Origin of the sequence: Sulfitobacter sp., assembly GCF_036961165.1 — a bacterium.
Lineage (GTDB): Bacteria > Pseudomonadota > Alphaproteobacteria > Rhodobacterales > Rhodobacteraceae > Sulfitobacter.
Genome location: NZ_JBALVJ010000032.1, coordinates 1 through 13,311 on the forward strand (window position 1 = coordinate 1; position 13,311 = coordinate 13,311).

The following is a 13,311-nucleotide window of genomic DNA, read 5'->3' on the forward strand; positions in this document are numbered from 1 at the left end:
TTCGGGTTGGATACATCTTAGCACGCTGTCCAATTTTGCCGGACCACTTCAGACATGGTTGATGCCGCTGACAACGCCACTGGAACAAATGCAGATAGCATCGTTGTGGGGGCCGGTAATGATACCGTGTTCGGGGGGCTGGACAACGACACCATCAGCGGCGGCAGCGGTGCTGATGTGCTTCATGGTGAAGAGGGCAATGACAGCATCATTGGCGGGACAGAAAATGACTCGCTTTATGGCGGGACCGGAGCGGATACGCTAATTGGCTCGGAAGGCGATGATTATCTGCAAGGTGACGCCGGCGCTGACTCGCTGATTGGTGGGGGCGGCAACGACAATCTTAACGGTGGTGAAGATAACGACACGCTGCTGGGTGGCGACGGCAACGACAATATGACTGGAGGCGCCGGAGCTGACAGTATGCTCGGCGGCACAGGCAACGACAGCATGTGGGGCGGAACCGGCAACGACACGATGGCTGGCGGAGACGGCAACGATGCCATCTACGCCGGCGAAGGCAATGACGCTGTCGTAGCAGGGGCGGGCGCCGACTATATTGCGCTTACGTCTGGCAACGACACTGTTTTTGGTGGCGATGACAACGATAACATCAACGTCATTGCGGGCAGCTATGCTGATGGCGGCGTCGTAACGGTTGATGGCGGCACGGGCGGTATCGACGACGATATGCTTAATCTTGCTTCATGGACCTATTACCGCGCACTGACCGAAACTCCGGATGTCGATGCGAACAGCACCTCCGGCAGTGTCGAGGTGCAGGACGCAGCCGGCAATTGGATCACCATCAACTTTGCCGAGATCGAAAACCTGATCCTGCCGCCTCCGGCGCCTGACTATATCGTCGAAGGCACATCGGGCGACAACAATATCAACAGCTCATATCTGGGCGATCCAGAAGGGGACATGATCGACAATAACGATGCCCTTGATGGCTCCAACGATGACAGCGTCGAGGCCGGTGCCGGCAATGACACGGCGTCGAGTGGCGCGGGCGACGACACTATTCTTGCGGGCGACGGGAATGACTTTGTGCTTGCCGGCGCAGGTGATGATCTGGTTCTCGGTGAAGCCGGTAACGATACGATGTTCGGTTTTGACGGTTCAGACACCCTCAACGGCGGGGATGGCAGCGACGTCATCAATGGCATGACCGGTGCTGATCTGATCGACGGCGGCGCTGATAACGACAGAATTGTTATCGAAGGCGCCTTTGGCGCAGATACTATCTATGGCGGTGAAGCTGTCACCACCGGCAGCGACTTTGACATTATCAGCCTGAATACGTCCTCGGTCGTGGACCCCGTGACGTTGACCTTTACGGGTAACGAAGAGGGTACGCTGAGTGATGGAACTGACACGTTGGATTTCCTCGAGATCGAACGGATTGAGCTGAGCGATAATAATGGCACCGTAAACGGCACTGCTACGACAAGCGGCATTAACGTCAGCACCAGAGACGGTGATGATAGTGTGCTGGGCGGCAGTGGCGATGACACCGTCGATGCAGGCAGCGGAGCCGACACAATTGTCGGTGGGTTGGGTGCGGATTCCGTAATTGCCGGTGCGGGCGATGACATCATTCAAGCGGCCCAAGGCGACACGCTCAGCGGTGGTGACGGCGATGACACCTTTACGCTGGTCGATCTGGGAGAGGCGGCCGCAGGCACGATCACGATTACAGGCGGCGAAGGCGGAGAGGCCGACGGTGATACGCTTGATCTCGCCGGGCAGGCAGACGCTCTACGCTCAACATCACCGTAGCAAGCGGTGAAGCGGGGGGCCAATCCGGTACGGTGCAACTGCTGGACGGCACCGTTGTCAGCTTCTCCGAGATCGAGAATATCATCTGTTTCGTGCCGGGTACGCTGATCGCCTACTCTCAGGTCTTCGAAAGATCGAAGACCTGAGAGTAGGCGATCCGGTTATCACCCAAGATAACGGCATGCAGAAAATTGGCTGGATTGGAAAAACCACGGTCAGCGGTCAGGGCCGCTTTGCGCCAGTGCATTTTGCAAAATCTGTCTGGCCCGGTGCAACAGGCGGCCTCACGGTGTCACCTCAACACCGGATGTTGGTGAAGGGCTATCAATCGGAATTGCTGTTCGGTCGATCCGAAGTGCTGGTTCCAGCCTTGCATATGATTGATGGTAAAAACATCGTGCTTCAACCATGCGAAAACGTGACCTACATCCACATCATGTTCGAACAGCACGAGATCATCTTTGCCAACGGCATCCCCGCCGAAAGCTTCCACCCTGCAAGTTACGGGGTTAGCAAGCTGGCACAGAATGCCCGCGAAGAACTGTTTGCCCTATTTCCCGAGTTGCGCAGCAACATGGGCGGCTACGGTGATACGGCGCGAATGTCGATCAATGCGAAAGAGGCAAAGGTGCTTAATGCGTTCTCGGCCACACAGATCAACGGGTTGCAGGGGATGGTTGGTTGAGGTTCCAGATTTGCCGACTGGTGCGGGGATTATGCCTTAAGTACCTCGACCAAAGCCCCCGGTGACCGGATGACATGCGCCGCTAAGGATGCGCCCGCGCGGATCGCCTGAGCGACGCTTTTTCCTTCAAGTGTAGCGGCCAAATAGCCTGCATTGAAACTGTCACCTGCGGCAGTGGTGTCGTGGGGATGCTCCACAATCTCCGGCTTGTGCCACGACGTCTCTGCGCCGACGCCGCCAAGGATCGGTTTCGCGCCATCTTTTACGATAACGTTGAGCACGCCGTGACTTACGTATCGCGCTGCGGTCGCCTCACTGTCGCGGTCGCCGAACCATTCGGCCTCATCTGCGTGGGATGGCAAAACCGTTGTGCTAACCGCAGCCGCCTGTGTGATGATATCGGTCATCTCTTGCGCGCATGTCCATAGTTGCGGGCGCAGGTTTGGGTCAAAGACGACCATGCCCCCTTGAGTGCGGAACGCGCCAAGCGTTTGCAGCAGGTTTCGGCGGTCTTCTTGTGATAGGATCGCGATGGTAATGCCCGAAAAATATACTACATCGGCATCTTTCAGCGCTCTTTCCAGCACGCCAATATCACGGGCAAGGGTGCGCGCCGCGCTTTGCTCCCGCCAATAGGCAAAGCTGCGTTCGCCCTGATCAAGCTGGATCACATATAGACCGACAGCTAGGTCTGCGCGCCGTTGGATGTGATCGGTTCCCAGACCCGATACGCGCATAAATTCGATCATCTGATCCGAGGTGCTGTCGCGCCCCACTGCTGTGAGATAATCAATGTCAAAGTGGGCGGGCAGCAGGCGCCGGAGACCCCGACCGGTGACATCTCGACCATGCATTCTCCGATCGAAACAATACGGGTCATGTCGGGATGTCCTGAAAAAAAACCGAGGTTCTTGCGCTGTTCTGTCGCGCTAGGCCGATCAGGGATAGGGGCCTTACAACCCTCGTCGGACTGAGTTACCGCCAAGTATGATCTTGTTGATCAGTACAGCAACCGCTTTATGCGTCTGAAGTTCGGCCGTTGATCCGCTTGCATTTTCATGCGCTGCGGCGGCGTCTTTAAGGATGCCGACGATCTCGCGCTCGGGTAGGATCTTCGCATCATTTAGCGCCAGCAGCATAGCTTCACAGATAGACAGAGCAGCCATCCCTGAATTTGTGTTGTGGTCAGACATATTATTCCAGCCTTTCAGATTTTTTACATGCCGTGACTTGGCCCGGCGCAGCGAATGAAGCAATGTATGCAGATTATTCAGTCATTCGCGCTGATCGAAATTAGTTTAGGCAGTCAGTTATTCGATAAGGAACACATATGGCGCAAAAAAAGGGGCACCTAATTCAGAGCAGATCACTTGCCCGTAAACTGGGGGCATTTGTTGCGCTCTCGGATGCGGAGCTGACCGTTCTTGACGGATTATATAAACGACGGCGCACCGTTTGCGTCGGGCGTGATTTGATGCATCAGGGGCAGTCGGAACAGGTCGCGTATATCCTCGTTTCCGGATGGGCGTGTTCGTATAAGATCCTGCATAACGGTGAACGCCAGATCGTAGATTTCCAGATACCGGGTGATTTTCTCGGTCTGCGCAGCATCCTCCTTCATATGTCTGACCACAGCATCGAGCCGGTGACCGATATCGAAGTGATCGAGGTTTATATCGCTGATCTTCTAGCTGTTTTTTCGGACCAGCCACGCCTTGGCACGGCCGTGCTTTGGGCTGCCTCGCGGGATGAGGCGATGGTCGTCGAGCATCTGGTCGGCATCGGCCGGCGCGGCGCAGCAGAACGTATGGCGCATTTTCTGCTCGAACTTGAGGCGCGGCTGGCTCTTATCAATATGGGTGGTAGAGACGGTTACGCCTGTCCACTGACCCAGTACCTGTTGGCCGATGCTCTTGGCCTTAGTGCGGTGCATGTTAATCGGGTGCTGCGCCAACTGCGCGAGGCCGGATTGGTCACGTTCCGCGACGGATTTGTCACGTTTCATGACTATGATCAGCTGGTCGAGTTTGCGGACTTTGAAAAGACATATCTGGATCAGGTCGGGCCACTGATGCTGTGATTGCGGTTTTCGCCCGGCCCCTAAGAGCCGAGCCCTTGTGTCACCCGCGTTCCGGCGCGCCCTTCCAGTATTGCGCGGGCATCCGTCAGCTGCCCTATGCCGCACAGCTTGCCGCCGCCCTGAACGAACACCGCGGCGGCATCCACTTTTGGTCCCATCGACCCCGCGGGTAAATCAAGCGGCTCAAGCTCCTGTGGTGAAATCGCGCCGATCAGGCTTTGCTCCGCAGCGCCGAAGTCGCGGTAAACGCCCGCCACGTCTGTCAGCAGCAAAAGCGCATCGGCATGAAGCCCCAAAGCCAAAAGCGCCGACGTGCGATCCTTGTCGATCACCGCCTCAACGCCTTCCATATCACCCGCCGCGTTGCGCATGACGGGAATGCCGCCGCCACCAGCGCAAATCACCGTGTGGCCAGAGTTCAACAGAACCTCTACTGCATCCAGTCCAATGATGCGCTGTGGCAAGGGGGAGGGGACAACGCGGCGCAATCCGCCGGTGGCTTCCTTCACCATCTCCCATCCGTGGGAACGGGTCGCCTCTGCCGCCTCTTTTTGCGAATAGACGGGACCAATGGGTTTGCTAGGCGCGTCGAAGGCAGGATCTTTGGCATCCACTTCGACACGGCTAAGCAGGGTGGCGCAGCGGCCTCCGTCGGGGAGCGCGTTCATCAGTTCTTGTTCTATCAGGTAGCCGATCATGCCATCGGTTTCGGCCCCCAGAACATCAAGAGGCCAGGGTTTTTCAGCGTCATACGCCGCCCCCTGTAGGGCAAGCAGCCCCACTTGCGGCCCGTTGCCATGCGCCACGATGATCTGATGATCCGACGCCAAATCCGCAAGCGCAGCAGCCGCAATGCGCACATTAGTGCGCTGTACGTCTGCTGTCATCGGCTCCCCCCTACGCAGCAATGCATTCCCGCCGAGGGCGACAACCACGCGCATATCAGGGCCCCATCGTGGCGACGAGAACCGCCTTGATTGTGTGCATCCGGTTTTCAGCCTGATCGAAGACGATCGAAGCACCGCTCTCAAATACTTCCTCCGCCACTTCCATACAGTCGATCCCGTATTTCTGGAACGTCTCCTCGCCAACTTCGGTCTCGCGGTTATGAAAGGCGGGCAAGCAATGCATGAACTTGGTATAGGGATTACGTTTTTTTTCCATGACCTTAGATGTGACCTGATACGGGGACAGCAAGGCGATACGTTCTTCCCAAACGCTGTCGGGTTCCCCCATGGAGACCCAGACATCGGTATAGATAAAATCCGCGCCCTCCAGCCCTTCGGCATGTTTTTCAGTGAGGGTAATGCGCGCGCCAGTGGTCTCGGCTATCTTCCGGCAGTGGGTCACAAGCTCCGCGTCCGGCCAACAGCTTTGCGGGCCGCACAGGCGGACATCCATGCCGATCAGGGCTGCCCCTGTTAGCAGGGAGGCAGCTGTGTTGTTGCCCACATCTCCCATAAAACACACCGAAATGTCGGAGAGGTGTTTATGGGTGAACTCGCGCATGGTCATCAGGTCAGCAAGGATTTGCGTTGGGTGGAAATCATCTGTCAGGCCGTTGAAAATTGGCACGCCAGCGAATTCGGCCAGCACCTCGGCGTCCTTGTGGCCAAAGCCCCGGTATTCAATCCCATCATAGAACCGTCCAAGAACGCGGGCGGTGTCCTTCATCGTTTCCTTGTGGCCGATGTGACTGCCTGATGGCCCAAGGTAGGTGACATGGGCGCCTTGGTCATAAGCGGCCACCTCAAAGCCGCTGCGTGTACGGGTACTGTCCTTTTCAAAGATCAGCGCGATGTTCTTGCCTTGAAGGCGGGGTTGTTCATATCCGCCAGTCTTGGCCATCTTCAGAGAAGCAGCAAGGCTCAGCAGGTGACGGATTTGGTCGGGCGAAAAATCGAGCAGCTTGAGAAAGCTTTGTCCGCGCAAGTTCTGTGGCATGGGATGGTCCTTAAATAGGGTCGCGGATCAATGGGCAGGTCATGCAATGCGACCCACCGCGTCCGCGGCCAAGTTCTGATCCGGGAATGGTCCGGGAATGGTAATGACTTCGACCCCTGCTTTACGCAGTAGGGTGTTCGAATAGACGTTGCGCTCGTATCCGACGACAACACCGGGTTCGAGGCACAGCAGGTTGTTGGCATCGTCCCACTGCTCGCGCGCGGCCTCATAGGAACCGCCGCCGGTGGGCACGGTGCGCAGTTTCTTAAGACCAAGCGCCGAGGCGACAACCTCAAGAAATGGCTTTGTTTCAACTTCTGCTGCTATGGTGTCGCCATCGCCGGGGCGCAGGCTGGTGCAGCGGATGGCGTCAGTTACTTCGCTGAAGACAGTGACTAGGTCGCGGTCACAGAAGGTAAAGACGGTATCAAGGTGCATCGCGCCGCGTGATTTTGGGAACTGGCAGGCGATGACCCGTGTGGCGCCGCCGCCTGCGATCAGGCCGCGTGCAATCTGACCAACAGCTTGCGGAGTGGTGCGTTCGCCCATACCGATCAGGACCACGCCATTGCCAATTGGCATGACGTCGCCGCCCTCTACGGTTGCGGGGCCGTGATCAAGGGTTGGATCGCCCCACCAGACCGGAAAGCCTGCATCTTTGAAATCGGGGTGAAAGCGGTAGATCGCAGCAAGGTTCAGCGTCTCCAGCCGCCGCGCAGGCCAATGCATGGGGTTCAGCGTGACACCGCCGTAGATCCAGCAGGTCGTATCGCGGGTAAAGATATGGTTGGGCAGAGGAGGCAAGATGAAATCATCAGGCTCAAGCATCGGGGCCAGAACACCTTTTGCTTCTACCGGTATTTCCGCCCGGCTCATCCCGCCGATCAGAATGGTTGAAAGAAGATCGGCGTCGATCTCCATCAGATGCGCCAGCAGGTCATCGGCAAGGCCGACGCCAACGCTGTTGTCATTGATCCGCGCCTCCAATAGCCAGCGGCGGGCTTCCATATCCTTGAGTGTCTCGGTCAGCATCTGACGCAGGAACACCACTTCGACACCTCGATTGCGCATGGCATCGACAAAAGTCATATGCTCGATCCGTGCCTGCTTGACCCAGATCACGTCATCAAACAGTAACTCCGCACAGTTCGCGAGGGTAAGCCGCGCCATCGCCGCGCCGGGTTTGTGGACCAAGACACTGCGCAGTTTGCCCGCCTCGGAATGAACACCGTAGGTGAGGGTCATGCGGGTGCTCCTTGTAAGTAGACGCCAATGCTGAGCGCTGCCATGATGATGAGAGTGAGATATAACAGGACTGGCCAGACGAAGCGCAACCAGCGTTCATAAGGGACGCGGGCGATCGCAAGGCCGCCCATCACAACCGCCGAAGTGGGGGTGACAAGGTTGACGACGCCCTCGGCTGATTGGAACGCTGTCACGATCAGGCTGCGCGCCACACCGGCAAAATCGCCAACCGGTGCAAGGATGGGCATCGACAGAACTGCAAGGCCCGAGGTGGAGGGCACTAGGAAGGACAACACCACTTCGATCCAGTACATCACATTGATGAAGAGAATTGCGTTCAGGCCGGTCACGCTGCCTTCGGCCCAGTGCAGGACGGTATCGGTCATGTGACCCGCGTCCATGATCACCACGATGCCACGGGCAAGGCCAATGATCAGCGCCACGCCAAGCAGGTCACGTGCACCGCCCACAAAAGCATCGGTCAGACCCTTTTCACCCAGACGGCCAATCAAACCAATACCAATGCCGGCAGCAAGGAAAAGCGCGCTCATCTCGGCCATCCACCAGCCGCCAAAGGACACGCCCCAGATCATCACCGCAAAGGTGGCGCCAAAGAGGGTTAGCACAAATTTGTGCAGGCCGGTGAACTCGGACGAATCGGATGTGCTGCGGAAATGCGCCTCGTTCGCTTCCTTGAGGTCAAAGACAAGCGAGCGGGAAGGATCGCCTTTACCCGGGCGGCATAGCGCATGACGTAGGCCACGGTTGCAACGAATGTCAGTACCAGAATGACAACGCGCAGCATGAGCCCGTCCGTAAAGGGGATACCTGCCGCGTCCGAGGCGATCACCGTCGAAAAGGCGTTTACGGTTGAGCCAAGCACACCCACGCCAGCCCCCAAAAGGATTACCGCCACTGCGGTCAGCGCATCATAGCCAGCCGCAATCATCACGGGCGTCAGCAGCACATAAAACGCCAGCGTTTCTTCGGCCATGCCTTCGGTCGTGCCGCCAAGGGCAAACAGACCCATAAGGATCGGGATCATCCATTTCTCGCGCCCCTTCAGGCGGACCATGGCGCGCTTTATCCCTGCATCAATGGCTCCGGTCGCGTTGACGACGCCAAGAAAGCCACCAATCATGAGGACAAACAGGGCCACGTCGATGGCGTTCGCGCTATAGCTGCCCGGATCATAGAAACCCGCGATGGGGGCGAGGAGGACGTCGAAAAACCCCTGCGGGTTCGCCTCGGTCAGCGCGTAGGTGCCAGCAACGGGCAACTCTTTACCCATCGCCTCTGACGCCACACGTTCATATTGGCCCGCGGGAACCACCCACGTCAGCGCGGCGACAATAACAATCAAGGCAAGCAGGATCGTATAGGCCGACGGAAAGTGAAAGCGAGAGGTGGGTTCGGGAGGAATCGATGCTGGATCTGCCATGTGCATAACCTTTGCCTGCGCAGCCCGCGACATGTGGCTGCATCGTCTAGACTTAGCTTATTCGGGGGCGACGGCGGGCGGACTGACCGAGGTTAGCCGCGGCGCAGAATTCCGCAGATATGCCCTAGGTTTCCTCGGTATCTGCTATCGGCGTCTGTTGGTGCATCATTCGCAGCCAGCCGTCTTCATCCTTCACATAGGTTGAGGTGCATAGCGCCTCATAAATCGCCTCGGCGTCCCGTTCGGCGGAGGCTTGATAGGCAAGAACAGCAATATTGCCCTTACGCAAATAATACCGATCACTCATCACGACCGAGCGCCAGCGTTGCGCCACTTCGGCCTCGCGCCATAGGTTGTTGCCGCTCAGAATGCCGACAGGGTAGGGGAACACGAACACCGCGCCTTTTGCGGTCATGCTGCGCGCACTATCCGCGCCTTGCGTCCAGAATTTCTCTTCTAGTTCCCAGAGGGTGGCCTCAGCAGTCATATTGGTTACCTTTCGGATAAGGGCTGTGGGGGTAGTGCAAGTCAGTTCACTTGTGCCAGTGACGTGACCCAGATGAAAAGAAGCACAGCAGCGACGCCCCAGAACATGACCATGCCGAAGGGCAGTTGACGTGACTGCACGGCACCCTCTTTGGCGGCTGTTTTGGTCTTGGGACGGCGTTCCGGCAGATGCGCCAGCAACGCCAGCGCCACGCGGCTGCGGTCAGTAACAAGGGTGGGTACGTCCTTAAAGCGGCCAAGCAGTGCCTCCAACCGTTTGCGCGCAGTTATTTCCTTCATGTCGGCCAGATCGCTCCAAGGATCAATCTCAAGTCGGGCAAGCATCGACAGAACGGAGACATTGGCACCGCGCTGGTCCTGTCCCATTTGGGCACCCAGAAAAGGTTCAAACTCCGGATCGCGGCTTAGCTTCATCGTAGAAAGTGTCATGGCAGCTCCTGTCATGCCGGAGCTGGGGGCACCGATCAGAAGCAGGTTAGCAAGTGTGGCGCTGGGCGGCGCTGACCTAGATCAGGCTCCGGCCGAAACGGTCAGCGCCTGAGTGGCCCGTGCGATGATGGCTTCCTCATCAGTCGGGATAACAAGAACGTCTATGATGGCCCCTTGCGGGCTGATATGCAACGCGTTCTGCGCATTCGCATCGGGGTCTAGATCAACACCCATCCATTTGAGGTGCGCGCAGATGTCCGCACGTGCCTTGGCCGAATTCTCGCCAATGCCGGCGGTGAAAACCAGCGCATCCAGCCCGCTGATGGTCGTCGCAAGCGAGGCTACTTCACGCGCTGCACGAAAACAGAAGAGATCAATCGCCTGTTGTGCATGTGGTGCGGTGCTGGTTTCCAGCACGCCCATGTCATTGCTGATCCCCGACACGCCCAGCAGACCGGATTCGCGATACAGCAATGTTTCGATTTCTGCCGCGCCCATGCCCTTTTCCTGCATCAGATATAGAAGGACGCCAGGATCAATCGCGCCGCAACGCCGACCCATCATCAACCCGTCCAAGGCAGTGAACCCCATGCTGGTCGCGACGCTGCGCCGGTCCTTCATGGCACACATGCTGGCACCGCTGCCCAGATGCGCCACAATCACGCGGCCCTCAGCTTTGGCTCCTATGTGTTCGGGCAGGACATCGGCCATATATTCATAAGACAGGCCGTGGAAACCGTATCGTATCACTCCCTCATCGGTCAGGTCGCGCGGCAGGGCAAACATTTTTGCAAGAGGGTCTTGGGTGCTATGAAAACTGGTGTCAAAGCAGGCAACTTGCTGCAGGCCGGGCGCCGAGGCCGCGACATATCCGATAGCCGCCAGATTTTGCGGCTGGTGTATGGGGGCGAGTGGCACCAATGCTTTGAGCTCTTCCAGCAGCGCATCTGTGACCAGCGCGGGCCCTGAAAAATGTAGGCCGCCGTGCACCACACGGTGTCCTGCCGCTTTGATCTTCAGTCCGGCAAAGTGGGTGTGCAGCCAGTCCAGCAACATTCGGATCACATCGTCAGATCCTGTCGCGCTATCCATCTGGGCAAAGCACCCCACAGGCACTCTGTTGCCCGCAGCATCGTGCGCTGAAAAAGTAGGCTCTGTAGCGATCCCCGCGACCTGACCGCGCAAGAGTGCCCCCGTTGAAAGCGATGCTTCAGGATAAACCGCAAATTTGAGGCTTGATGAGCCTGCGTTCAGCACAAGTATCGCTTTGGTCATAGGGTAATTCTGTCCGATATCTGATGAAACGCAGTGCTTTGCCGCGCAGGGTCCGCTGTGAGGTTGCATTATCGGGCCATCGGGTCAAGCTCCCGGGCTTTTGATCAACCAGCCACGCGTGGCAGGAACATCAGAAACTCGCCCGATTTAGCCGTCTTAACGCTGCATCACATAGGTGCCGGGCGCATCGCATAGTTGGGCATATTTGCCTGTTTTCGTGCCCATCGGTGGGGGCGCTACAGGTTTTGCGGACCGCGCCTCAAGCCAACTCGCGAAAGGTGTCCACCATGAGCCTTCTTCGACGGCGTTTTCGTCGGTCCAGTCACATGGGTCGCGGTATGTGGCATGCGCCGACGTTTCTGCAATCCGGAAGTGTCGGTTCGGGTGGCCCGGCTCTGAGACGATGCCTGCATTATGCCCGCCGCTGGTCAGCACAAAGGTCACGTCTGTGTCGGTGAATAGGTGGATTTTGTAGGCTGATTGCCAAGGTGCCACATGGTCGTCTTCGGTGCCGACGGCGAAAATCGGCGCGCGGATATCCGACACGGCAATCGCTTTGCCTGCGACACGATAACGCCCCTCGGACAGATCGTTGTTCAGGAACATTTTGCGCAGGTATTGAGAGTGCATGCGCGCAGGCATCCGCGTCGCGTCGGCATTCCATGCCATCAGATCAAACGCATCACCGCGATGGCCCAACAGGTAATCGCGGATCGCCGGTGCCCAGATCAGGTCACGTGCGCGCAGGAGGGCAAAAGCGCCAGCCATCTGCTCGGATGACAGATATCCTTTCCGCGCCATCATATCCTCGATCAGCGTGACTTCGCTATCATTGATAAACAGACGCAGTGGACCTGCTTCGGTAAAATCGACCTGAGCGGCGAGCAGGGTGACTGAGGCAAGGCGTAGATCCTTGTCACGTCCCATTGCTGCAGCTGCGATCGACAAAAGCGTACCGCCAAGGCAGTAGCCCACAGCGTGAAGCTGTGGCGCTTTGGTGACTGAAAGCGCTGCATCTATGGCCGCCATGATACCAAGATTGCGGTAGTTCTCCATGCCCAGTTCGCGATCCGACGCGTCGGGGTTTTTCCAAGAGATCATGAACACGGTGAACCCTTGCCCCACAAGGAACGCGACCAGAGAGTTATGCGCGGATAGGTCGAGGATATAGTATTTCATAATCCATGCCGGAACGATCAGGATCGGCTCTGGCCGGACCTGTCCTGTTGTGGGCGCATATTGGATTAGCTCGATCAGGTCGTTTCGAAAGACAACTTTTCCTGGCGTGACAGCCATATTGCGCCCGACTTCATAGGGCTGGGGGGCTGTCGGGGGCGTATTGTTGGTTTTGGCAACTACATCGTCGATCAGGTTTTTTGTCCCGCGCACGAGGTTCTGGCCTTTCTCTGCGAGAGTGGCTGAAACGACATCGGGATTGGTCAGAGGAAAATTCGATGGCGCCGTGGTATCCGAAACCAGACCTGCCACGAAGGCCAGCAGGTTTTCATGCTCGGGGGTTACGCCGTGGACGCCGGTCATGGCGTCCTGCCACCATTGCCAAGACTGCTGATGCGCCTGGCTCATCACGTTAAACGGATATTTCTGCCAGCCCTCGCCGGCAAAGCGGCGATCATCGGGCGTCTCTGGTGTCGTCATGCTAAGACTTGCCGACCAGAGTGTCTGGGCATTCTGCAAACACTGTTGCATCAACTTCAACCGTTTGCCCGGTGAGACAGCCAGATGGGTCGCCCAATCCATCCATGCTTCGGCTAACACAGAAGGCGAAAGACCAGACGTGGCCGTGGCGACGTTTGCGTGGGCGACACTGTCAATCTTGTCATAGATGTTGCTTGAGCCTGTATCAGTCTTTGATTCAGGCACTGTTTTGCTGGGGTGTTTGCTGTCCAAAACGATGGCTCC

Annotated in this window: 13 protein-coding genes and 2 pseudogenes; 3 read left to right on the forward strand and 12 right to left on the reverse strand. The window is 57.5% G+C overall.

All coding sequences use genetic code 11. The features are described from left to right. Positions 1 to 54: 54 nt before the first annotated feature. Together V7730_RS13650 and V7730_RS13655 are read left to right on the forward strand one after the other, a co-directional pair. Positions 55 to 1,785 carry a calcium-binding protein gene (locus V7730_RS13650; RefSeq protein ID WP_335748150.1) on the forward strand — a complete coding sequence of 577 codons (1,731 nt, stop codon included), beginning with the start codon at positions 55 to 57 and terminating at the stop codon, positions 1,783 to 1,785. A gap of 85 nt (positions 1,786 to 1,870) precedes the next feature. Continuing rightward, a complete protein-coding gene (locus V7730_RS13655; protein WP_335748196.1) occupies positions 1,871 to 2,470 on the forward strand; it encodes a Hint domain-containing protein in 600 nt (199 codons plus the stop codon). A gap of 29 nt (positions 2,471 to 2,499) precedes the next feature. Here the strand turns inward: V7730_RS13655 and V7730_RS13660 are convergent, their stop codons facing one another. After that, positions 2,500 to 3,324 (reverse strand): sugar kinase, encoded by an 825-nt coding sequence (locus tag V7730_RS13660; RefSeq protein WP_335748151.1) that lies wholly within the window; start codon positions 3,322 to 3,324, stop codon positions 2,500 to 2,502. Between the two features lie 99 nt (positions 3,325 to 3,423). Continuing rightward, positions 3,424 to 3,663, reverse strand: a complete 240-nt coding sequence (locus tag V7730_RS13665; protein WP_335748152.1) for a hypothetical protein — start codon at positions 3,661 to 3,663, stop codon at positions 3,424 to 3,426. 137 nt (positions 3,664 to 3,800) lie between these two features. On the opposite strand from V7730_RS13665, the gene V7730_RS13670 reads away from it, so the two are divergent. Next, positions 3,801 to 4,550, forward strand: coding sequence for a Crp/Fnr family transcriptional regulator (locus tag V7730_RS13670; RefSeq protein WP_335748153.1), 750 nt, complete (start codon positions 3,801 to 3,803; stop codon positions 4,548 to 4,550). Between the two features lie 20 nt (positions 4,551 to 4,570). Here V7730_RS13670 and V7730_RS13675 read toward each other — a convergent pair whose 3' ends face one another. The 10 genes and pseudogenes from V7730_RS13675 to V7730_RS13715 all read right to left on the reverse strand — a co-directional run bounded on the left by V7730_RS13675 (position 4,571) and on the right by V7730_RS13715 (position 13,299). Beyond that, entirely contained in the window at positions 4,571 to 5,491 is a 921-nt protein-coding gene (locus V7730_RS13675) for a carbamate kinase (protein WP_335748154.1), read from the reverse strand. Position 5,492: 1 nt separating this feature from the next. Beyond that, on the reverse strand, positions 5,493 to 6,494 hold the full coding sequence (argF, locus tag V7730_RS13680; RefSeq protein WP_335748155.1) for an ornithine carbamoyltransferase: 1,002 nt from the start codon (positions 6,492 to 6,494) through the stop codon (positions 5,493 to 5,495). 10 nt (positions 6,495 to 6,504) lie between these two features. Continuing rightward, the gene (locus tag V7730_RS22655) at positions 6,505 to 6,582 is read right to left on the reverse strand and encodes an arginine deiminase family protein (RefSeq protein ID WP_443070225.1); all 78 of its coding nucleotides are present in this window, start codon (positions 6,580 to 6,582) and stop codon (positions 6,505 to 6,507) included. Between the two features lie 62 nt (positions 6,583 to 6,644). Continuing rightward, positions 6,645 to 7,739: pseudogene (locus V7730_RS13685) on the reverse strand (arginine deiminase); the annotation flags it as partial. Then, positions 7,736 to 8,515, reverse strand: coding sequence for a hypothetical protein (locus V7730_RS13690; protein ID WP_335748197.1), 780 nt, complete (start codon positions 8,513 to 8,515; stop codon positions 7,736 to 7,738). The pseudogene V7730_RS13685 and the gene V7730_RS13690, both read right to left, overlap by 4 nt. Positions 8,516 to 8,523: 8 nt before the next feature. Then, a pseudogene (locus tag V7730_RS13695) lies at positions 8,524 to 9,213 on the reverse strand (YfcC family protein); the annotation flags it as partial. Positions 9,214 to 9,304: 91 nt separating this feature from the next. Next, the gene (locus V7730_RS13700; RefSeq protein ID WP_335748157.1) at positions 9,305 to 9,667 is read right to left on the reverse strand and encodes a hypothetical protein; all 363 of its coding nucleotides are present in this window, start codon (positions 9,665 to 9,667) and stop codon (positions 9,305 to 9,307) included. 41 nt (positions 9,668 to 9,708) lie between these two features. Further along, positions 9,709 to 10,116 (reverse strand): hypothetical protein, encoded by a 408-nt coding sequence (locus V7730_RS13705; protein ID WP_335748158.1) that lies wholly within the window; start codon positions 10,114 to 10,116, stop codon positions 9,709 to 9,711. 81 nt (positions 10,117 to 10,197) lie between these two features. Further along, the gene (locus V7730_RS13710; RefSeq protein ID WP_335748159.1) at positions 10,198 to 11,391 is read right to left on the reverse strand and encodes an acetate/propionate family kinase; all 1,194 of its coding nucleotides are present in this window, start codon (positions 11,389 to 11,391) and stop codon (positions 10,198 to 10,200) included. 156 nt (positions 11,392 to 11,547) lie between these two features. Then, positions 11,548 to 13,299, reverse strand: a complete 1,752-nt coding sequence (locus tag V7730_RS13715) for a PHA/PHB synthase family protein (RefSeq protein ID WP_335748160.1) — start codon at positions 13,297 to 13,299, stop codon at positions 11,548 to 11,550. Positions 13,300 to 13,311 lie beyond the last annotated feature (12 nt).

Excerpts from the sequence above, each read along its gene's own strand:
- V7730_RS13675 (WP_335748154.1), bottom strand. The coding sequence starts at position 5,491 with ATGCGCGTGGTTGTCGCCCTCGGCGGGAATGCATTGCTGCGTAGGGGG.
- V7730_RS13705 (WP_335748158.1), bottom strand. The coding sequence starts at position 10,116 with ATGACACTTTCTACGATGAAGCTAAGCCGCGATCCGGAGTTTGAACCT.
- argF (WP_335748155.1), bottom strand. The coding sequence starts at position 6,494 with ATGCCACAGAACTTGCGCGGACAAAGCTTTCTCAAGCTGCTCGATTTT.
- V7730_RS13665 (WP_335748152.1), bottom strand. The coding sequence starts at position 3,663 with ATGTCTGACCACAACACAAATTCAGGGATGGCTGCTCTGTCTATCTGT.
- V7730_RS13670 (WP_335748153.1), top strand. The coding sequence starts at position 3,801 with ATGGCGCAAAAAAAGGGGCACCTAATTCAGAGCAGATCACTTGCCCGT.
- V7730_RS13710 (WP_335748159.1), bottom strand. The coding sequence starts at position 11,391 with ATGACCAAAGCGATACTTGTGCTGAACGCAGGCTCATCAAGCCTCAAA.
- V7730_RS13660 (WP_335748151.1), bottom strand. The coding sequence starts at position 3,324 with ATGCATGGTCGAGATGTCACCGGTCGGGGTCTCCGGCGCCTGCTGCCC.
- V7730_RS13650 (WP_335748150.1), top strand. The coding sequence starts at position 55 with ATGGTTGATGCCGCTGACAACGCCACTGGAACAAATGCAGATAGCATC.
- V7730_RS13700 (WP_335748157.1), bottom strand. The coding sequence starts at position 9,667 with ATGACTGCTGAGGCCACCCTCTGGGAACTAGAAGAGAAATTCTGGACG.